Annotated in this window: 17 protein-coding genes and 1 tRNA gene; 12 read left to right on the forward strand and 6 right to left on the reverse strand. The window is 61.4% G+C overall.

The window, feature by feature from the left end; translation table 11 throughout:
- Positions 1 to 288: 288 nt before the first annotated feature.
- The 11 genes from FW796_RS15810 (at position 289) to FW796_RS15860 (ending at position 10,765) form a co-directional block, all read left to right on the forward strand.
- Positions 289 to 1,620 carry a nucleotide disphospho-sugar-binding domain-containing protein gene (locus FW796_RS15810; RefSeq protein ID WP_446439548.1) on the forward strand — a complete coding sequence of 444 codons (1,332 nt, stop codon included), beginning with the start codon at positions 289 to 291 and terminating at the stop codon, positions 1,618 to 1,620.
- Positions 1,617 to 1,961 (forward strand): cupin domain-containing protein, encoded by a 345-nt coding sequence (locus tag FW796_RS15815; protein WP_346634160.1) that lies wholly within the window; start codon positions 1,617 to 1,619, stop codon positions 1,959 to 1,961. The genes FW796_RS15810 and FW796_RS15815 overlap by 4 nt, the downstream gene beginning before the upstream one ends.
- 50 nt (positions 1,962 to 2,011) lie before the next feature.
- Positions 2,012 to 3,544 carry an aldehyde dehydrogenase family protein gene (locus FW796_RS15820; RefSeq protein ID WP_346634159.1) on the forward strand — a complete coding sequence of 511 codons (1,533 nt, stop codon included), beginning with the start codon at positions 2,012 to 2,014 and terminating at the stop codon, positions 3,542 to 3,544.
- 216 nt (positions 3,545 to 3,760) lie between these two features.
- A tRNA-Thr gene (locus FW796_RS15825) sits at positions 3,761 to 3,836 on the forward strand.
- A gap of 438 nt (positions 3,837 to 4,274) precedes the next feature.
- Positions 4,275 to 5,258 carry a helix-turn-helix domain-containing protein gene (locus FW796_RS15830; protein ID WP_446439549.1) on the forward strand — a complete coding sequence of 328 codons (984 nt, stop codon included), beginning with the start codon at positions 4,275 to 4,277 and terminating at the stop codon, positions 5,256 to 5,258.
- Between the two features lie 172 nt (positions 5,259 to 5,430).
- Entirely contained in the window at positions 5,431 to 6,465 is a 1,035-nt protein-coding gene (locus tag FW796_RS15835; protein ID WP_446439550.1) for a DUF1254 domain-containing protein, read from the forward strand.
- 123 nt (positions 6,466 to 6,588) lie between these two features.
- Positions 6,589 to 7,422, forward strand: a complete 834-nt coding sequence (locus FW796_RS15840; RefSeq protein WP_446439551.1) for a MipA/OmpV family protein — start codon at positions 6,589 to 6,591, stop codon at positions 7,420 to 7,422.
- Positions 7,423 to 7,475: 53 nt separating this feature from the next.
- Positions 7,476 to 8,303, forward strand: a complete 828-nt coding sequence (locus FW796_RS15845; RefSeq protein ID WP_346634156.1) for an acid phosphatase — start codon at positions 7,476 to 7,478, stop codon at positions 8,301 to 8,303.
- 13 nt (positions 8,304 to 8,316) lie between these two features.
- Positions 8,317 to 9,111, forward strand: coding sequence for a hypothetical protein (locus tag FW796_RS15850; RefSeq protein ID WP_446439552.1), 795 nt, complete (start codon positions 8,317 to 8,319; stop codon positions 9,109 to 9,111).
- Between the two features lie 105 nt (positions 9,112 to 9,216).
- The gene (locus FW796_RS15855) at positions 9,217 to 9,603 is read left to right on the forward strand and encodes a cytochrome c family protein (protein ID WP_346634154.1); all 387 of its coding nucleotides are present in this window, start codon (positions 9,217 to 9,219) and stop codon (positions 9,601 to 9,603) included.
- A gap of 31 nt (positions 9,604 to 9,634) precedes the next feature.
- Complete coding sequence (locus FW796_RS15860; RefSeq protein ID WP_346634153.1) at positions 9,635 to 10,765, forward strand: lysozyme inhibitor LprI family protein; 1,131 nt, start codon at positions 9,635 to 9,637, stop codon at positions 10,763 to 10,765.
- 68 nt (positions 10,766 to 10,833) lie between these two features.
- On the opposite strand, the gene FW796_RS15865 is transcribed toward FW796_RS15860, so the two are convergent.
- From FW796_RS15865 to FW796_RS15890, 6 genes are all read right to left on the reverse strand, one after another.
- A complete protein-coding gene (locus tag FW796_RS15865) occupies positions 10,834 to 11,529 on the reverse strand; it encodes a tetratricopeptide repeat protein (protein WP_446439553.1) in 696 nt (231 codons plus the stop codon).
- A 5-nt stretch (positions 11,530 to 11,534) separates the two neighbouring features.
- Entirely contained in the window at positions 11,535 to 12,200 is a 666-nt protein-coding gene (locus FW796_RS15870; protein WP_446439554.1) for a hypothetical protein, read from the reverse strand.
- A gap of 136 nt (positions 12,201 to 12,336) precedes the next feature.
- The gene (locus FW796_RS15875; protein ID WP_446439555.1) at positions 12,337 to 14,370 is read right to left on the reverse strand and encodes a multicopper oxidase family protein; all 2,034 of its coding nucleotides are present in this window, start codon (positions 14,368 to 14,370) and stop codon (positions 12,337 to 12,339) included.
- 335 nt (positions 14,371 to 14,705) lie between these two features.
- Positions 14,706 to 15,992 (reverse strand): OprD family porin, encoded by a 1,287-nt coding sequence (locus tag FW796_RS15880; RefSeq protein ID WP_346634149.1) that lies wholly within the window; start codon positions 15,990 to 15,992, stop codon positions 14,706 to 14,708.
- A gap of 239 nt (positions 15,993 to 16,231) precedes the next feature.
- The gene (locus FW796_RS15885; RefSeq protein WP_402893089.1) at positions 16,232 to 16,621 is read right to left on the reverse strand and encodes a nuclear transport factor 2 family protein; all 390 of its coding nucleotides are present in this window, start codon (positions 16,619 to 16,621) and stop codon (positions 16,232 to 16,234) included.
- A gap of 27 nt (positions 16,622 to 16,648) precedes the next feature.
- On the reverse strand, positions 16,649 to 17,344 hold the full coding sequence (locus tag FW796_RS15890) for a DsbA family protein (RefSeq protein ID WP_446439556.1): 696 nt from the start codon (positions 17,342 to 17,344) through the stop codon (positions 16,649 to 16,651).
- 262 nt (positions 17,345 to 17,606) lie between these two features.
- Here FW796_RS15890 and FW796_RS15895 point away from each other — a divergent pair, with 262 nt between their 5' ends.
- Complete coding sequence (locus tag FW796_RS15895) at positions 17,607 to 19,706, forward strand: TonB-dependent receptor (RefSeq protein WP_446439557.1); 2,100 nt, start codon at positions 17,607 to 17,609, stop codon at positions 19,704 to 19,706.
- Positions 19,707 to 19,731 lie beyond the last annotated feature (25 nt).

The following is a 19,731-nucleotide window of genomic DNA, read 5'->3' on the forward strand; positions in this document are numbered from 1 at the left end:
CCCCTCCGCGCACTGCAGTGTGCCCCCGGCAACCGGCTCCCCTTGCCCTGCGCACTCGGCGCCTTCTGCGCCCGATTTGCCGTCGCGGCATGAACAGATCGCTGCCAACGCTCGTCCCGCCCTATTAAGCGCCTCTTGCCGAACACCCCTGGCGTGTTCGTTGCTGCGTCTCACTGATCTTCGTTTACACACCTGGAACGCTTCGCTCTGGAGAGCGCTGCAGTGCGCGATAGGAACCCCCTAAAGGACTAGCGAGCCCGGCTGATGCCCGGGCGGGAGCCTCTATCCATGTCACAAAAAGTGATCGCCTTCTTTCCTGAAGCCGCCTACGGGCCGGCGTTGAACTCTGTGGGTATCGCCCAGGCCTGCGAGGCACTCGGGCACAAGGCCGTATTCCTCACGGACCCTGGCATGCAAGGCGTGTATGCCAGGTTCGGCTTTGAGGAACACCGGGTGAACATGTCCGCGCCGATGCCGGCCGCAGAGATGGCCCGTTACTGGATCGACTTCATCAACGGCCACCTGCCGAACTTTCGCAAAACACCCCTGGAGCAGATCGACACCTATGTGAAGGAATGCTGGGCAGCGATCGTCGATACGGCGAAATGGGCACAGAAGGAACTGCCTGCGGTGCTGGCGAGGGTCGAACCCGATCTGATCTGCGTCGACAACGTCGTCATGTTTCCCGCGATCAAGCAGTACCGCGCGCCCTGGGTGCGCATCATTTCCTGCTCGGAGAATGAAATCGGCGACCCGGACATCCCGCCGCACCTGTCCGGGATGAGCGTTCAGGACAAAGCCGGTCATGACGGTTTCCGAGCGCGCTTCGAGGAAGTGATCCGCCCGATCCACGAGGACTTCAACCTTTTCCTCCAGGCCCAGGGCGAGAAACCCTATCCCCTGGGCACCTTCTGCGAACCCTCGCCGTTCATGAACCTGCTGCTCTATCCCGATGCCGTCCGCTTCAAGCGACGCCACCCATTGCCTGCCGAGCGCTTCCACTACCTGCAAGGCAGCGTGCGCAAGGACAGCCCCTATGAGATCCCCGAGTTCCCGGTACAACGCCACCAGCCATTGCTGTACGTGAGCTTCGGCAGCCTGGGCAGCAGTGACATCCCCTTGCTCAAACGCCTGATAGACGCCCTCGGCAAACTGCCCTATCGAGCCCTGGTCAATGTCGGCGAGCACTTGGACCAGTACCCGGTATTGCCGGACAACGTACAGATTGCCGACTGGCTGCCGCAGCCCTCGGTGATCGCCCAGGTGGACGTGGTCATCCACCACGGTGGCAACAACAGCTTCACCGAGTGCCTGTACTTCGGTAAGCCGGCCATCGTCATGCCCTACGTCTGGGACGGCCATGACAACGCCATGCGGGCCCAGGAAACCGGCCACGGCTTCCGGCTCGACCGTTACCAATGGACCGAAGCGCAACTGGCCGAAGCCCTGAGCGCCTGCCTCAACGACAGCGTGCTGCGCCAACGCCTGCAACGCACCAGCGCCCAGATGCAATCACGCCAGGGCACCGAAGAAGCCGCACGCCTGCTCGATGACCTCCTCAAGCGCGAGGTCCGGCCCAACCTTCGAAAGGGAGTGCAACACAAGGAGCGCGACCGATGAACACACCGCTGCTACAGGACCCGCTGCAGATCACCGAGCTGCAGGATTGGGGCGAGATACCAGAGATGCTGGAAGGCCAGTCACGGGTTGCCGGCGTGCTTCTGCACAAGGGTGCACAAGGCCAGTCGGAATGCGGCCTGTGGCGCTGCACTCCCGGCAAGTGGAGGTGCCATGTGACCCGGGATGAGTTCTGTCACTTTCTTGAAGGGCGCTGCACCTATGTCCATGAGTCCGGGGAAGTGATCGAAATCCGCCCGGGCAGCAGCGCGTTCTTTCGCCAGGACTGGAAAGGCACCTGCACCGTCCACCAGACGATCAAGAAGGTCTACATGATTCGCTGAAAGCCGTTACTGAGGGCTCTTCATTCACCCAGGGTTTCAAGGACAGAACAATGACCAGTTTTACCTGTGAAAGCGCTTTGTACTTTATCAATCCCCACTACCTGACACCCGCCAGCGGCCGGCTCCGCGAAGTCTTCGACCCGGCGACCCTGGAGCGCGTCGGGCGCATGGGCCTCGGCGAAAAGGCTGATGTGCAAGCTGCCGTGAATGCCGCCAATGCGGCGCAACAGCAATGGGCCAGAGTGGATACCCGAAGCCGGGCCGCACGCCTGCACGAACTGGCCGAGAGCATAGAGAAAGCGGCTGGCCTCAACCGTGAAGTGGCGCGGCTGATGACCCTGGAGACCGGCAAGCCCTTTCCGGAAGCCATGGGCGAGCTGGCCAACTGTGCGTCGGTTTTCCGCTACTACGCGGAGATGGCACGAGACGATGCCGGCAAAGTGGCAGGTACCACGCAAACCGGCTCATTCCAGCATGTGCGCTATGAGCCCTATGGGGTCAGCGTGCACATCATGCCCTTCAACTACCCCATTCTGCTGATGTGCTGGACCGTCGCGGCCTCCCTGGCTGCGGGCAACGCCTGCATCATCAAACCGGCGGAAAGCGCCACCCTCTGCACCCTGAAATTTCTCAGCCACTTCACCCGCCTGTTGCCAGGCTTGGTGTGTTGCGTACCGGGGGATGCCCTCACCGCCCAATTGCTGGTGCAATCATCCGGCACCCACGCGGTGGCCTTTACCGGAGGTATCGCCGCTGCCCACGCCGTGGCCGTGACCTGTGCCGATCTGATGAAGCCTTGCGTGATCGAGGCCGGTGGCAGCGATCCGATGATCATCTCCAAACACGCACCTTTGGATGTCGCGGTAGCGGGCGCAGTGACCGCCGCCTTTCATCTGAGCGGACAGATCTGCACCTCGGCCGAACGCCTGTACGTGGTCGACGACATCTATGAGGCATTTGTCGCCCGCTTCGTCGAGCAGACCCGCCAACTGCGGATTGGCCACGGCCTGGAGCGCTCCGAGATCGGACCGCTGGTCAGCGAAGCGGCACGCGACAAAGTCATACGCCTGGTGGAAGACGCCGTGTCCAAAGGCGCCCGCGTGCTGTGCGGCGGGCGCATCCCACAGGACCGCCCTGTCGGCTGGTTCTACGAGCCGACCATCCTCAGTGGCGTCACCGGTGACATGGCGATCCTGCAAGAGGAATGCTTCGGGCCAGTGGCGGCGGTCTGTCGCGTCGCCGATTTCGACGAGGCCATCCGCCGCGCCAACGACTCGCCATTCGGCCTGGGAGCCTCACTGTTTTCCACCAACCTGACCGAATCGATGGAAGCGGCCGAACGCCTTGAAGCGGGCATGGTATGGATCAACAACCCCCTGGTGGACAACGACGCCCTGCCATTGAGCGGCTGGAAAATGTCAGGGATCGGCAGCGAACTGGGCCGCCAGGGACTGGACGCGTTTCGCCGTTCGAAGATGGTCATCATCGACCACAAACCACGGATTCAGAGCTGGTGGTACCCCTATCCCGACAGCGTGTTCCATGACGCCCAGAGCGAGCTGGAGAAACAGGACAAGGCATAGCCAACGCGGCAAGGCCCGCCTCCTCCTGGCACAACGCCCACCCTGGCCACAGAGCCTTGCGACGCCCCTCAGCCCAGAGGGGCGCAGCGCTCAATCTTCCCGCTCGACAGGACTCACCGAGGAGCGCGGCCAGCGCCCTCAACAGGCCACGCAAAAATAGTCAGATTTCAGGGGTTTACAGAACCCCGCCAATCGCTATAATCGTCGCCCTAACACGCCGGTATAGCTCAGTTGGTAGAGCAACTGACTTGTAATCAGTAGGTCCCGGGTTCGACTCCTGGTGCCGGCACCATACAAAACGAAGCCCCTGCAGAAATGCAGGGGCTTTGTTGTTTCTGGATCCTGGGTAATTTCATAGACGCCCGCTCAAGTTATCCACAGCCGCAGAATAGATAGAACAACGGCTGTCTTCGAGCGCCATTCAGGCAGCCAGCATCTTTAAGGCTCAGCCACGCCCTGTTTGGTTCTCACAAAGCGAGATCAGTGGCCGATGGCTCGCAAGGTCACCAGGACCTCGTTCCCAGATAACACTCACCATCCACCTAGCCTTGTCCTTTCTAAAACAGCTTGCTCCTTGAACTCCCTATATGCGCGCTGCGGTGCGAAGGGCGAAACCATTGTGTTCGCTGCGTTGCAGTTAGCACGACTTCGGCAAAAGTTTTGCGCTAGTGTTTCCCTGCGGGCCAGGAGGGCGTTCACGCGCATGGCCTTTAAAAAGGGGCAACCGCTTATGACGAACGCTACGCCATCCATCAAACTCAGTACTCTTCGGCAAATTGCCCCCTACCTGAGCCTGCGTGGGGTGTCGCCGCTGGAGTTCTTTCGGCGTTACGGCATTTCTCCTCATGTTTTTCAAAACCCTGATGCCTGGGTACCCCGGGCGGTCTGCTTTCACATAGCCAACGAAATGGCTGCTATCGCCCAGGACCCTTTCGGGGGGGCCTGTGTGGGACACCTGATCGAAGTACGCTCACTCGGCGCCTGGGGCGAATTGATATTGGGCTCAAGCAACCTCGCTCAGGCCTGTGCAGTGGCGTCGATCCACACGGACTTACTGCATCAGGGAGGAGAAGTCAGAATCGTCACCGAAGGCCGTACGACGAAACTGATCCACCGATTTACCGGGCAGCACGGGGCGGATCCGAAGCAGGTCATTCTCGGCACGCTGGCGCTGCTCAGAAAAGTACCGCTCATGTCCGGTGAGCCTGGCGCCATACGCGTGCATCTGCAAAACCCAAGGGAAAGAGGAGATGAGGCGCTGGAGGAGTACCTGGGGCCTCATCTGGAAATGAACGCGCAGCACAACATGATCGAATTCGACCGTGAGCTGCTCGACACCCCCCTGCAGCCCGGTCGGGATGATGCCTGGAAAGTCACCGAAGCCTTGAGGTCGACAGCGCAAGCAGCAGGGGTGCTCATCGAGCGGATAGCGGACCAGGATCAATCCAAACTTGGCGTGATCTCGAGGAACATGGGGCTGTCTTCTCGAACATTGCAGCGGCGTCTTAAATCCTGCGGTATCGACTTCGAAGACTTGCGTGACGAGACTCGCCGCAGTGAAGCACTGCAACTCATTGCCAGCGGTAGATACACCGCGACCGAAATTGCCTACATGGTGGGCTACAGCGATCAAGCGCACTTCACCCGTGCCTTCAAGCGTTGGACCGGGAGTTCACCGTCGCGCTATCGCGCCATCTTGAAACACGATCGCTAACTGACTTTTCTTCCTCCCTCGCCCCTCTTGCGCCCAAGTAACTGGCTGACTTCCAAGTCCGTCTTCGCGGCACGCGCTCGCTTGGCTTTTGGCACCAAATGGCAAGTTTCCAGCAGGGTGTTCTTATAAAGTTTGAACAGCTGATGCCCACTTAAACGCCCACGAGGTTTAAATGTCCTGTTCATCCACGGCCTGCATTGTCGCTCTGACATTGGCAACTTTCGGCAGCGTTAATGCTCAGCCGTCCGCTGATACGACGCTCTTGGTGGGTGTCGACAATTTTATCCGTGCCGAGTCCGACCTCTACATGGGCAAGACCGTCGCGGATGGCGGCCTGGGTCGGTTTGTACATAACCGCGAACCGGTTCCCATCGACGCGCAGAATGTCATCCGCATGAATCGCGACACGCTGTATTCGTCGGCCGTGTTCGACCTCGATGCCGGCCCGGTCACCATCACATTGCCTGAAGCCGGCGGGCGGTTCATGTCGATGCAATTGGTCAATGAAGACCACTACGTACCCGCGGTCATTTACGGTGCCGGCGACCATACGCTGACGAAAGAGGTGATCGGTACCCGCTATGTCTTCGTCGCCGTCCGCCTGTTCTTCGATCCCACGGAGCGCAAAGACCTTGAGCAGGTGCATGTACTGCAGGACGCAATCAGGGTCAGCCAGGCCAAGGCCGGGGAATTCGTGGTGCCCAAGTGGGATCAGGCCAGCCAGAAACAGATGCGCGATGCCCTGGCTGTCCTGGGTTCGACAATACCCAACTACAACCAGTCCTTTGGCCCCAAGGGCAGGGTCAATCCGATCCATCACCTGATCGGAACAGCGACCGGCTGGGGCGGAAATCCCAGCAAGGACGCCATCTACCTCGGCGGCGTGATACCGCGCAACGATGGAAAAACCGTTTACCGCCTCAAGGTCGGGCAGGTGCCGGTCAACAGTTTCTGGTCGGTGAGTGTGTATAACGCCGACGGGTACTTCCAGAAAAACCCATATGACGTCTATTCACTGAATAACCTCACGGCCCAGAAAAGTGATGACGGCTCGATTGTCATCCAGTTCGGGGCTTGCGACGCCAAGATCGTCAATTGCCTGCCGACCACGCCCGGTTGGAACTATACGGTCAGGCTCTATCGGCCAAGCAACGAAATACTCAATGGCCAGTGGAGTTTTCCCCAGCCGCAGCCCATCGGGCTCTAGTCAAGGCATCCACTAAGAAGTGCTGAAACTTACAAATAAGCGCAAACGCCGCCACGCCCGATAGTGCCAATCAAGTCGGGGGCATCTCTGCCTTGAAGAGTTCTACAGCCAAGGAAATAAACAATGACAACCCAAGGTGCTTATCACTTCTTGCTGCATCAACTGCTGCTCATTAGCGCCTTGGCCACGGTATTGCCGGCACAGGCGGACGATGCAAACGGCACTGCGTCCGTGACAGTAGGCGGCGGATTGGCCGTTGGTCCCTTGTACGAAGGTTCCTCACGGTACGCCGCTTTCCCTTCGCTGAAACTCGAGGCGGTCTTGCCTACCCAAGACTGGGGCACCTTTACCGCGGCCTTCCCAGAGGGACTGCGTTGGGACTTGCCGGGGCTGTCGCCTTTCGGGGTGGCGCTGTTGATTGGCTATGACCAGGGGCGCAAGGAGCGGATTCATACCCTGGACGGCCGTGACGACTACTTGAAAGGCATGGGCAATCTGGACAGCACCGCCCTGGTGGGAGCGGAAGTCTATTGGATCCTGCCGGCCGGCCGCCTGTTCGTGCGCGGCCTGCAATCGAGCCAAAGCCGAAATTACGGTGGCGAACACCTGGGCCGTACCGCGTACCTGGAGGCCGGGGTTGCCACGGACTATGCATTGTCCTCGACCTTGACCCTGGACTCGACGCTGTACGGCACCTGGAGCAACGAGAACGACATGATGGCGCGCTTCGGCGTCACCGCTCAGCAAGCGGCACGTACCCGGTTCGATGAATACCACCCAGGCGGCGGGATGCGCGACGTGACCCTGAAACTGGGCCTCACCTGGCAATGGCAACCACAGTTGGCGCTAGAGGGCGGCATCAAGACCTACGCGCTGGTCTCCGATGCCCGCAACAGCCCGCTGACGGGAGAAAAGGTGGGCGCAGGCGCCTATCTGAACGCGCTGTACCGGTTTTGATCGACCGGAGATATCGGCGCCATTCGATACAGGGATAGATCAAGGAGCAATCGATGAAAAAACTACATAAGCCGTGGGGGATGATCCTGTCCCTGGCCGGCCTGTTCGGGTCGGGATCGGTGTTCGCCGAAGATGCCGCCACCACGGTCACGGACCCGAACTTCAAGCTGGCCCCAGGCTACCTGGACCCGGCTGACTTGCCTGTACGCCTGGCGCTGCTCGGCGCGCCCCCCAAGCCAGATTCTGCAGCGCTGGCGCGGGATGAAGAAGCCCGGCGTGCAGCGCTGGCGCTGCGCGGCACCGCCCGGGAGAAACTCGCGGCAACGGATGCGGAACTGTCGTTCCCAGGCCCGGCGAAAACATTTTCCTGCGCCCTGGATACGCCAATCACCGAGGAAAATACACCGCATCTTTATCGCTTGATGCAACGCACCCTGAGCGATGCCGGCGGTTCTACCTATGCCGGGAAGAATGCCTACAACCGTCCCCGTCCCTTCGTGGTGCATGAGGAAGGAACGTGCCGCAAGGACATGGAACCGCTGTTGCTCACGGACGGTTCCTGGCCGTCCGGCCACTCTGCCGCCGGCTGGGCCTGGGGCTTGGTTCTCGCCGAGATTCAGCCTGAGCGTGCCACCGAACTGATGACCCGCGGGTTGGCATACGGCCAGAGCCGGGTCATCTGCGATGCACACTGGCAGAGCGACGTGGATGCAGGCCGCATCATGGGCGCCGCCACGGTGGCGAGCCTGCATGGCAATCCGGAGTTCCTGGCGGATCTGGCGGCCGCGAAAGAGGAAGTCAAGACGGCCCAGAAGGCCGGTCTGAAGCCGACAGAGGACTGTGCGGCAGAGCGCGTCGCGCTCTCGCTGACCCAGCACTGATCGGAGAAACCCCATGATGCATAGCGACAACCTCCGCTCGCCTTTGCTGCGCAAGCGCGCCCGCTTGGCACTGCTGGTTGGCGCCTTCGCCACAGCCGGCTACAGTCTGCCGACTGTGGCCATGGCGGCAGACAGCGATGACTGGCACTTCAACGGCGGTCCCTACCTGTGGGGCGCCGGTATTCGCGGACACGTAGGCCACCGCAGCACCGGGACCCAGTTTATAAAGTCCGACTTCTCAGACATCGCGCGCACTGTCGATATGTCGGTGATGCTGATGGGCGAGGCGCGACGCGGGCCCTACAGCGTGCTCACCGACCTGATGTACATCGACACCGATACCCGCAACCGCCTGCCAGCGGGCGCCCCGGCCTCCAAGCTTGAGGTGGAAGGCAAGACGGCTTCCGGATTTCTGGGAGGCGGGTACACCGTCTTGGGTGATGAAAGTCATCGGCTGGACGTGGCCGGCGGAGTGCGTGTCTGGTACAGCAGCACCACCATCAGCCTGCATGGCGGGCCTGCCGGCGGCCTGTCCGGATCCGACCGGGCTACCTGGGCCGATGCCATGGCGGGGCTGCGTGGGCACTATGCGGTGAATGAGCGCTTCTGGTTGTCGTCATGGGGAATGGCGGGCGCGGGACAGTCTCGGGAAGACTGGGATCTGGCCGCGCTGGCGGGCTGGGAGTTCTTGCCGGGCTTTTCTGCGGTGGTTGGTTACCGGGCCATGGGAGTGAACTATCGCCATGACGGTTTCGTCTACGACATTGTCCAGAAGGGGCCACTGCTGGGTATTAGCGGGCGCTTCTGAGGCCTTCACAGTAAAACTGCCACTCCGTGCAGGAGCTGTCACTGCCCCAAACAGACGCTCTTCATGATCAAATAGCCGCCGATTCCAGTGACACACAGGCTGAACATGAAGCGCATCGCCGTATCGATCCTGGCCCTGCTGGTCAGTTCCACGCTCCTTACCTCCCCCGCCCTGGCCGGCGATGCCGAAGCCGGTGGCAAGCTGTTCAAGCGCCTGTGCAGCGGCTGCCACAATATCGGGCCTTCAGTGCGCAGTTCGTTCGGGCCGCAGCTCAACGGCATCATCGATCGCCCGGCAGGCAGTGCCCAGGACTACCAGTATTCGACGGCGATGAAGTCGTCGGGCATCGTCTGGACCCGGGACAAGCTCATCCAGTACCTGGAAGACCCGAAAGCCGTGGTACCCGGCACCCGGATGATTTTCTGGGGGCTGAGCGATGAAGAAAAAATCGATAATCTGTTGGCCTATCTGCAGACCTTCCCCTCCCCCTGATCCAAGCTCGTTTGCCTACAAGGATGTTTTGATGAAGTTTCCTCTGCTGTCGCTTGCCGCCACGGGCCTGGCCCTGGCTGCGTTCATGCCCCAGTTGCAGGCCGCCGGTTTCGACTGCGCCAAGGCCTCGACCCGGGTGGAGAAAACCGTCTGCGACACACCGACCCTGTCCGCCAAGGACGATGAACTGAACCGCCGCTACAAGGCGCTCAAGCACCTGCAGGTGTTTCGCCTGTTGCAAGCCCAGTGGCTGCGGGAGGTACGCGACACCTGTATCGACAGCGACTGTCTGGAGGGGGCCTATCGGGCCCAGGTGAAGATGCTCACGCTGTTGCCCCTTCCTCCGGCACCCGGCAAGGGCGAGCTGCTGCCGATGGACCCCACCCGGCAGTACCGCCTGCAGGACCCTGAAGACTGGCAGCGCTTCACCCTGGCCAGGTTCACCGCCGCTCCTGCCCAGGGCGATCAGCAGATCGTCGACGCCCAGGTGCTTGATGGCGTGCTGCACGTGGTGCTGTTCGTCGGTCAGTACCAGAAAGGGCGGGAAGGCTATGTCGGCACACTCTACGAATACGCCGATGACCAGCCCGGTCTGCATCCCATTGCCCGGGATATCGGCTTTGTCGGCTGGGCCTCTCCGGGGGCCAACGATCAGGGCCAGCGCCTCGCCGGCATCGTCGATGGCGTGCTCTATTACCGCCAGCGCAGCGGCGGCGAACTGCAGCAAGGCATGAGCTATCGCCTGGGCTCGCGCAGTGCTCCCGAAGCCAGCCAGCAGGTGTTCCAGTCGCTCTCCAACACCCTGCGCCATGCCCGGGCGCGGGTCGGCCAGGATCTCAATCAGGAGAACTACAGCCTGTCCCTGGACTACGACCAGCAGAGCAACAACACCTACACCGAGAACGTCACCGAGCACAATGACGTCGAGGCCGGCTGGAGCATCGTCAATCCCACCTGGAGCGAAACCCGCCCGGTGATGTACTTCGACAACGAAGGGCCGCGGGCCTGCATCTGGCGGGTCGACGTGCAGTACAAGGTGCTGTCCAAGATCGTCCCCGAGCATGAGGCGATTTCAGCCCGTCCTGTGGATATCCATGGTCGTGAGGCAGTGGTGTACCTGGAAGGCGATCAGCTGAAGTTCGCGATCAATCCGGATGACTGAAGGGCCAGGTTGCTGAAAAAAGGCTCGCCAAACGGCGAGCCTTTTTCATGGCGCCGGCAAGGCTCTGCTCAGGGCAGGCTGATCTTGTATTCGGCCAGCTTGGCCTGGTGCTGCGGTTCGACGTACTTCGGGTTCACCCGCTTGGCGAACTGGGTAAAGTCGGCGCGGGCATCGTCGGTCAGGCCCAGTTTGTCGTAGGCCAAACCCCGGTGGTAGAAGGCCCAGGCATAGTCCGGCTGCTTCTGCAGGCCGGCGCTGTAGGCTTCGGCCGCCTCGCGGTATTGGCCCAGGTCGTAGAGGGTCTGGCCCAGGTGGTAGTAGGTCGGCATGTTGAAGCCGGTGCCCTTGCCCGCCTCGCCCAGGTTGGCGTCGAGGTTGGATTGCACCAGTTCCAGGGCCTTTTGCGGGTTGCCCGACTCACGATAAAGACGGCTCAGGTCCAGCACCGCACGGGCATCGGGCTTGGGGCCCAGCTCGATGGATTTTTCCTTGGCGCTGATGGCTTCCGGGTAACGCTTGAAGCTGGCGTAGGCATCGGACTGCAACCAGTACACAAGGCTCTGCATCGGCTTGGACAGTTGGTTTTTCGACAGGCACAGATCGGCCTCTTGCAGCACCACATCGAACTTCTCGGCCTTGGAGGCCTGGCCCACCAGACGGCAATGGGCGTAGTTGATCTGGTCCTGGCTCTGCAGGCTGGCGCAGCCGGTGACAGCGAGAATGCACAGCAGCAGGATCGACCCGCGAACAGACAATGAAGGCATGTTTTTCAATCCAGCAGGTGAGCGTTGAGGTCAGGGCGATAGACCTGCAGCAGCGGCGCGGTGACCGTGCCCTGCAGGCTGCAGAAGATCGTGGTGCGACCCGAGATCGGCGCGCTGGCGATGCCTTTGTCGATGCTCAATACCCGCTCGACGAAACCGAACGGCGTGGCCACGCCACCTCCCGCCAAGCCTTCGGTACGCCACTGGTCGATCGGATCGCCGACACGGCGGATCTCCACCCGGGTCATGGCGCTGCGATCGGCTTTCAGGCGGCTGTTGTCGCGCAACAATGGCTTGAGCGCCGCGGCCACATCCTTGGGCTCGCCCTCGGCGACAAAGCCCCAGAACAGCAGGTTGCCCACCGACTTCAGCGACTGGGCCTCGTTGTAGTAGCCCACCAGGCGTACACCGTTGACCAGCAGCGGCCGGTCGAAGGCCTGGTAGCGACCGCCTTCCTGCAAGGGATTCATGACCTTGGGCGCACTCACTGCGCCGTATCGGGCCAGGCTCAGGGTGCCCGCCGGTAGCCGGGCCGTGTTCAGGCTCTGGAAGAATTGCCCATCGCAGCGGGAAAACTCGCTCAGCAGCTGCTCGGACGCAGTCGCTTGCTGGCCGTGGGCGATGCTGGCGACGCTCAGCAGGCACAGGCCGGATAGCAGGGTACGGAACATCGAAATCATCCGTGATGCAAAAGAGGGAGTGGAACTTTAACAAAGAAGGGTCAGGCGCGGGGCCGCCCTATGCCATGCAGCGCAATGCATGAGAGGACGCCCCCGCAGGCGCCCTCCCTTGCCGCCTGTCAGGCGATCAATGGTGCATGGGCGCGGTACCGCCCTGACCATCGGACAGCTCGATGCTGACGTTCTGCATCATGCCCTGGTCCTCGTGATCGAGGATGTGGCAGTGCAGGACGAACTCGCCGATGTAACGTTCATACCGAGTGCGCGTGTACAGGGTGTAAGGGCGCCCCTGCTTGTCCGGTCCCTTGACGAACAGGGTGTCTTTCCACACGCCCTTGAGCCCGGCGTACTGCTTATCGGTGGGGTCGGTCGGGTCGATCGCCCCCGGCTCGCTGAGGTCGGTGCCGTCCGGACCGATGATCTTCACCACCTGGAACGGATTGACGTGAATGTGGAACGGGTGGCTGGCATAACCGGAACTCAGCACCCAGGTTTGCGCCGTGCCCAGGGTCAGGTGGCGATTGATGGTTCCTGGCTCATACGGCTTGACGTCGTCCATGCTGGTGCCCACCTCGAACTTGGGATTTTTCTCGTCATCTCGGTTGATGTAGAACATCAGCCGCTCCTCCGGCCGGTCCTTCACTTCCTCGTCGCGGACGCTCTCGTGAGGAACGAACCGGGTCAGCTTCATCCCGCTCTTGAGGTCATTGACGATCTGGCTCTGCACATCGGACGGCATATTGCGCTGCGCCGAATCCACCAGCACCTGGGTCAAGTAGGCATTGCTGTCCTTGACCTCGGTGCCTTGCTCGACATCGACAAACCCGAGTATCTGCCGGCCACTCGCTGCCTGGGACACGCCGCCATTGGCCGTTTGCGCAGCGTCGACCACGCAGTAGCGTCCGGCTTGCGGGAAGAGCATCAGCAGGTCGTTGCGATAGCCGGGCTGCAAGGTGACCTGGCTAAGTGTTTGCGCCTGGCCCAGGGTCAGACCATCGGCAGCGATGACTTGATAGTCCACCGGTTCGCCGACGCATTGCTGACTGACGAAAGCATCGGCATCCGCTGCGGCAACGCCCGCATTGCTCTTTTGCAGGGCGCTGTCGGCGAGCTTGCGAAACTCCAGCTTGATGGTGTCGCGTATGCCCGCATGGACCAGGCGCCAACGTTCCACCTGACCGGTGCGGGCCTTGTCGAAGATCGGCTGCACCTGGCCATTGATACTGGTGTAGCGCCCCGACTGGCCCCAGCTCTTCGGCGTGAACTGGGCAAAGTCCTCGACCACGCCGACCTCGCCCGGATCGCATTGCCAATCCACGCTCTTGTCGCCCGTCACAGGGTCGGTCTTGACCCCTTTGCAGGCATAGGGAATTTGCTGCAATACCAGCAGGCGCTCGGTAAAGGCCTGGCCATCGGCCGACTTGAGCAAGGTGTCGATATCACCGTTGGCTTGCCCACTCGGCAGCCGGCTGCCGTGGATGATCAACGCTCCGGCCATGCCACTGGCGACCTGCAACGCGGTGGAACCATGCCGATGGGGGTGGTACCAGAAGGTTCCGGCCGGGTGGTCGGCGGGGATGTTGTACTCGTACTGGAAGCTGATCTGGGGATTGATCGACAACAGCACGTTGTCGCTGTTACCGGCGGGACTGACCCACAAACCATGGGAGTGCAGGTTGGTGCTGTTGAAGCACTGGGGCTTGTCGGGCTCGGCGGAATGGGCACTGCACGGCTGGTCGTCCTTGGCCTTGAGCTTGTTGTTGAGGGTGATGCGTACGGTGTCGCCCGGCGTCACATCGATGGTCGGGGCCACGAAGGGGGCCTGGGGATTGACCCCGGTGCCCTGATAGCTGCGCAGGTTCACTGGCACATTGCGCCCGGTGGCCGGGTCAAAAATCGTGCTCTTGGTGTAATCGATGTTCAGGATCAGAGCGCGTTCGATACCGCCCTGGGAGGATGCTGGAAGAGTGCTCAAGACAGTGGCCTTGGACGACATCAGCAGTGTGGTTTCTCCGGTTTTCTGTCGCGGCGTCTGCTGTTCCAGGCTGCCGGGATTCTCGAATGTCCGTGCGGCTGCTTCGGCCGTTGCAGGGGTAATAGCGCACGCCACTGACAACAGGATTCCTGTGCCCAAGGCGTTGATCGGCTGGGTTGCTTTCATGGTGTTCTCCTGTGCTCCAGGAAGGTAGAGACCGGACGACCCGCAGCAGAGCGGCGGCAGGACGAAACAACATCGGCCAAGCACAGGGATCGGCGTTACGCAGCAACTTGTCCCGCATCCATTGCGGCTGAAACCTCATCCCTGATGGCATAAAGCTAGTGGGAAACGCCCGAAAAGCAACGCGACACGCCCGTTCACCGCACATTCGTCCCGACCACGCCCCTCCCCCACTCTGGCGGCCTCATTGCGCTCAGATCGCAGGCACAAAAAAGCCCCGAACCAGTCGGGGCTTTTTCCATTGCGCCACCTGAAGTCAGGCGGTGATCAGGCGTTCATCAGAACACGTTGATCGGGTAGTCGACGAACACACGCAGTTCGTTGCCACCCACGTTGTACTCGGAAGACTTCTGCGAAACCCGCAGTACCGAGCTACGTACTTTCACACTCAGGTCCTTGGCTGGGCCGCTCTGTACCACGTACTTCAGCTGGTTGAAGATTTCACGCTCGCTGCCGCCAGTGGTGGTCGAGGTGGTGATGTTGTCGCCACGCACGTAGGCCACGTTGTAGGTCAGGCCCGGTACGCCGAAGGCGCCGAAGTCCAGACCGTAGCCCAGCTGCCAGCTGCGCTCGTCTTCAGCGTTGAAGTCGGACCAGTAGGAGTTGGCCAGGTAGATGGTGTTGCCGCCATCGCCCACGCGGTTCTGACCACGCTGGTAGCCGCCGTAGGCATAGCCCAGGTGGCTGTCGCCGGTGCTGCGCTGGTGCGCCAGGGTGAAGGAATGCGGGCCAGTGGCGAAAGTGGCTGCCAGGCTCCAGATCTTGTTGTCTTCGCCGCCGGCCTTGGCTTTCTGCGCGTAGGACTTGTCCAGCTCGGTACGGTAACCGTTGAAGTCCAGGGTCAGGGACTGGTCGGTGGCCAGTGGGAACACGTAGTTCAGGTTCACGTATTGTTTCTTCAGCACGTCTTCGACGTCGGAAGCGTACAGCGCGCCCTTGAACTGTTCGGTGAACTGGTAGCTACCGCCCAATACGTTGATCGACTTCAGGCCACCACTGTCACGGCCTTCGGCGCTCTTGCGCGATTCGGCGGTGAAGTGACCGGCGTTCAGCTCCAGGCCCTTGATCTCCTTGGAGGTGATCAGGGTACCGGTGTAGCTTTCCGGCAGCAGACGCGAGTTGTCGTAGTTCAGCACCGGCAGGGCCGGCATCTGATCACCGTAGGTCAGCACAGTGTTGGACAGGCGGAACTTGACCGCTGCACCGAACTTGCTCAGGTCATCGGCGGCGTTGCCGCTGTCGCCTTGCTTGAAGAAGTCGATACCGCCAGCACCGCTGCGGCCCTTGCCACCGTCCAGACGCAGTGCGTACAGGCCGAAGGCGTCAACGCCCACGCCCACGGTGCCCTGAGTGAAACCCGAGGAGAAGGTGCCGATGGCAGCCTGGCCCCACTCGGCCTTGTCCTTGTTACCGTCTTTGTAGTCACGGTTGATGTAGGCGTTGCGCAGCAGCACTTTCAGGCTGCTGTCTTCGACGAAGCCCTTGGCATCGGCCTGGCCGTCGGCCATGGCCTGTGTAGCGCTCAAAATCCCCAGTGCAATCAAGCAGATCCGCTGTTTCGACATTTTATTTTCCTTATTACGGTTTGATGACGCGCTGTGAGCTCTTTTGGCTATGGCGTTTGCACGCTCTTCTACCGTCGAAACAAAAAAGCCCGACCGCGGGTGATCGCGGCGGGCCTTTTATTATTCTGAAATATGGCTCTTGGCCACAGGCGTTGGGGCGAATCCTATCCGCGCCTTTAACAACGTGTCAATTTCGTGAATCGTCTTTGAATAGCTGAAAATATTCTAAGAACTGCGGGCTAGAGCATTGCCAGCTGCACACTGTGACTGTCGACGAACTGTTCGAAATGGGTGACCTTGCCCTCTTTCAGCGTCCATAGATGGGCCACTCGCACATCAATAGGCTTGCCCGAGCCTTTATAGATGCCCTGATAGTTGCCATAGGCGAACACCTTGTCGCCCTGGGCCACATAGTTTTCCACCTTGAAGGTGAAGTCCTGCCACTCCGATCCCAGGCGCTTGAAAACATGCTCCAGCACCGCCTCGAAACCGACGTAGGTGCCGGCATAGGGAAAGCCCGCCGCTTCGGTCCAGCGCGCATCGGGGGCCAGGGCCGCCGCTGTGTTGCGCGCATTTTCCTGGGAGTTGGCACCTTCGTAGGTGCTTTTGATCAACGCTAGGTTATCCATGGGTGACTCCACACAGGTCAGGTGAGATCAGAGCGCGCAACCGTCCAGGCCACAGGCCTGGAGCGCGCCATGTTGAGGGTCGCTACTGGCGCCCTGGGAAGCCTTCAGCCACTGCGCGAAGGCCTCGGGCTTGCCCAGCCAGGGGCTGACATCGAGCAACTGAAAGCGGCCGTCCCGCTCCAGCGCCAGGGTCGGGAAACCCTGGCCGCCGACTTTGGCCAACAGCGCCCGGCTGCTCTTTATATGCTCATCCAGCTCAAGGGCCACCGCCTGATCGTAGGCGACGGCGAACGGCTGCGGGGCAAAACCCAGGTTCTGCGCCAGTTCCAGCAGGACGTCGCGATCGGCAATCCGCCGGCCTTCCAGGTAGTGGGCCGTCTGCAGGCGCCCCAGCAACTCCAGTCCACGACCGCCCAAGGCTTCGGCCGCCAATACAGCGGCGATCGGCGGTGCCGAGTCGAAAACCGCCGAGTGGTCACGCAACAAGCCCTCGAAATAAGCCTCGCCAAAAGGTTGCCCGGTGTACTCGGCGATGCGCCGGTCATGGGGCATGACGTAATCACGCAGCTGCGGCGACACCGACTGGCGGTTGCGGCCGGTCATCATGCCCCCGGCATGGGCCACCACCGGCAGCACTGCCTGGGCAGCCTGGACCAGTGGCTTGGCGCCATAGCACCAACCGCACAGCGGGTCATAAATGTAGTGAAGGGTGGCCGAGGACATGGGGGACTCCAACAGGATCTTGAGAATTCGATGGCACGCAGACTATGCCCCGGACGTCAGGGAAAAAACCTCGAAATGGTTTTTAGTCTGTTGCTGTATCCGGTCGAATCGGTCCGTTTAGCCTGTGTATGCGGGCAGATACGCCGTCGACACAATTAGAAACAATAGAGCAAGGGAACTTTTAGCGAATAATTAACATAAGTAAATAGCACGCATTATCATTCGCACCCCTCGACTCACCTTCCTTTCGGATGCGCTTCAGATGCCTGCCCATTTCCGCCTTACGCCCCTGTCACTGGGACTCTGCACCCTGCTGACTGCCGGTTTTGCCTGTGCCGCCAGCACCACCCTGCCAACGACCTCCATCAGCGCCGAAGCCGAGGCCGACCCCGACGATCCCCGGGTCAAGGAAGTCAGCACCGCGACCCGCACCGCCACCGCAGCGCGCTATGTGCCCCAGGCCATCGACACGATCAAGACCGCCAACGTACTGGACTACGGCCACAACGATCTGGGCAGCGCCCTAAGCGGCATTCCCAACGTCAGCAGCGGCTCCGACACCCGCTTCGACAGCCTGCGGATTCGGGGTTTCGATGCCAGCAACGACTTCTACCTGGACGGCGTCCGCGACGACAGCCAATACGTGCGCGATCTGCACAACATCGAGCGCATCGAAGTACTCAAGGGCCCAGCGGCAGTGCTCTACGGTCGTGGCAGCCAGGGCGGCATCGTCAACCGGGTGAGCAAGCTGCCGGAATTCGGCCGCCGCTCCAGCGTCGAGGTCCAGGGCGGCAGCCAGGATCTGCGCAGCCTGTACGCCGACCTCAGTGCCGATCCGGCAGAAAACATCAGCCTGCGCCTGAACCTGGGCAACCAGGACCAAAACAGTTTCCGCGACGGCGTCAGTGGCAACCGCCAGCTGTTTGCACCGTCCATGAGCTGGCAACTGACCCCGGACTTGAACTGGCTGGTGCAGTACGAATACAGCCGCTACAACCGCACCCCGGACCGCGGTATCACCAGCCTCAACGGACGTCCGGCGAACGTCGGCCGGGAAACCACCTACGGCGACCACCGCGATTACATCGACGACAAATCCCAGTCCTTGCGCTCCAAGCTGACCTACGAGCTCAACGACAACTGGCAACTGCGCCACACACTGGCCGTGTTCAAGCTCGACAGCGACTTCGACAACACCTACCAGACCGGCTACAACGCCAACACCGGCAAAGTACAGCGCCAGCGCTGGCAGCAGGACCTGAAGACTCGCAACATCTACAACAACACCGAGCTCGAAGGCCGCTTCGACACCTTTGGCCTGGAACACCGCCTGCTCACCGGCATCGAGATCGGCAGCCAGCGCCGCGACCCGATCCTCTACAACGCCGCCACTTCCGGACCGGGCAGCCAGGCGGTGCCCGCCGTGGATCTGTACAACCCCAATCCGTACCAGAGCCACACCGGCCGCATGCAGGTCTCCAGCAACAACCACACCGAGGTCGAAAGCCGAGCGCTTTACGTGCAGGACCAACTGCGCCTGAACGATCAATGGCAATTGCTCGCCGGCCTGCGCTACGACAACTTCGATGTCGAGACCACCAACCGCCGTACCGGGGTGTCCGACAGCCGCGACAGTCATAGCGTCAGTCCGCGCCTGGGGGCAGTCTGGACGCCGCTGGAGCACCACTCGTTCTATGCCTCGTGGAGCAAATCGTTCTCACCGGTAGGCGGCGGCCTGATCGGCATCACCCCGAACGCGGCCGGCAACGGCAACGACCTGAGCCCGGAGCTGACCCGACAGAAGGAAGTCGGGGTCAAGAGCGACTGGCTGGGCGAACGCCTGAGCACCACCCTGGCGGTGTATGAGCTGGAGCTCTACAACCGTCGCACCACCGATCCGCTGGATCGCAACATCATCCTGATGACCGGCCTGCAACGCTCCCGGGGTATCGAGTTGACTGCCAACGGCAAGATCGTCGGCAACTGGTACCTGCGTGGCGGCATCGGCCTGCAGGACGCGGTGGTGGTCAAGGACAACAACGGTTTCGAAGACAAGCGGGTGAATAACGTGGCCAAGCGCAATGGCAGCCTGTTCATCACCTGGAAACCGGAACTGGGCTGGTACGCCGAGACCGGCCTGACCCTGGTGGGCGACCGCTACGCCGATGGCGCCAACACCGTGGTGCTACCGGGCTACGGCCGCTGGGATGCCCTGGCCGGCTACCGGCACAAGGACTGGGACGTGCGCGCGGCGTTGAACAACATTGCCGACCGCGAGTACTACAGCTCCGCCACCAGTGCCTTCCAGATCCAGCCGGGGGAGCCCCGCAGCCTGGTGGTCACCGGCAACTACCGCTTCTAAAAGAGCGGCCAAAAAAAAGCGCTGC

The sequence above is a fragment of the Pseudomonas sp. 910_21 genome (assembly GCF_052850735.1).

What these genes read in the sequence shown, in the direction of transcription:
- FW796_RS15845 (WP_346634156.1), top strand. Translation starts at nt 7,476, where the DNA reads ATGAAAAAACTACATAAGCCGTGGGGGATGATCCTGTCCCTGGCCGGC.
- FW796_RS15830 (WP_446439549.1), top strand. Translation starts at nt 4,275, where the DNA reads ATGACGAACGCTACGCCATCCATCAAACTCAGTACTCTTCGGCAAATT.
- FW796_RS15835 (WP_446439550.1), top strand. Translation starts at nt 5,431, where the DNA reads ATGTCCTGTTCATCCACGGCCTGCATTGTCGCTCTGACATTGGCAACT.
- FW796_RS15815 (WP_346634160.1), top strand. Translation starts at nt 1,617, where the DNA reads ATGAACACACCGCTGCTACAGGACCCGCTGCAGATCACCGAGCTGCAG.
- FW796_RS15865 (WP_446439553.1), bottom strand. Translation starts at nt 11,529, where the DNA reads ATGCCTTCATTGTCTGTTCGCGGGTCGATCCTGCTGCTGTGCATTCTC.
- FW796_RS15870 (WP_446439554.1), bottom strand. Translation starts at nt 12,200, where the DNA reads ATGTTCCGTACCCTGCTATCCGGCCTGTGCCTGCTGAGCGTCGCCAGC.
- FW796_RS15880 (WP_346634149.1), bottom strand. Translation starts at nt 15,992, where the DNA reads ATGTCGAAACAGCGGATCTGCTTGATTGCACTGGGGATTTTGAGCGCT.
- FW796_RS15840 (WP_446439551.1), top strand. Translation starts at nt 6,589, where the DNA reads ATGACAACCCAAGGTGCTTATCACTTCTTGCTGCATCAACTGCTGCTC.
- FW796_RS15890 (WP_446439556.1), bottom strand. Translation starts at nt 17,344, where the DNA reads ATGTCCTCGGCCACCCTTCACTACATTTATGACCCGCTGTGCGGTTGG.
- FW796_RS15810 (WP_446439548.1), top strand. Translation starts at nt 289, where the DNA reads ATGTCACAAAAAGTGATCGCCTTCTTTCCTGAAGCCGCCTACGGGCCG.
- FW796_RS15860 (WP_346634153.1), top strand. Translation starts at nt 9,635, where the DNA reads ATGAAGTTTCCTCTGCTGTCGCTTGCCGCCACGGGCCTGGCCCTGGCT.
- FW796_RS15885 (WP_402893089.1), bottom strand. Translation starts at nt 16,621, where the DNA reads ATGGATAACCTAGCGTTGATCAAAAGCACCTACGAAGGTGCCAACTCC.
- FW796_RS15855 (WP_346634154.1), top strand. Translation starts at nt 9,217, where the DNA reads ATGAAGCGCATCGCCGTATCGATCCTGGCCCTGCTGGTCAGTTCCACG.
- FW796_RS15850 (WP_446439552.1), top strand. Translation starts at nt 8,317, where the DNA reads ATGATGCATAGCGACAACCTCCGCTCGCCTTTGCTGCGCAAGCGCGCC.
- FW796_RS15820 (WP_346634159.1), top strand. Translation starts at nt 2,012, where the DNA reads ATGACCAGTTTTACCTGTGAAAGCGCTTTGTACTTTATCAATCCCCAC.
- FW796_RS15895 (WP_446439557.1), top strand. Translation starts at nt 17,607, where the DNA reads ATGCCTGCCCATTTCCGCCTTACGCCCCTGTCACTGGGACTCTGCACC.
- FW796_RS15875 (WP_446439555.1), bottom strand. Translation starts at nt 14,370, where the DNA reads ATGAAAGCAACCCAGCCGATCAACGCCTTGGGCACAGGAATCCTGTTG.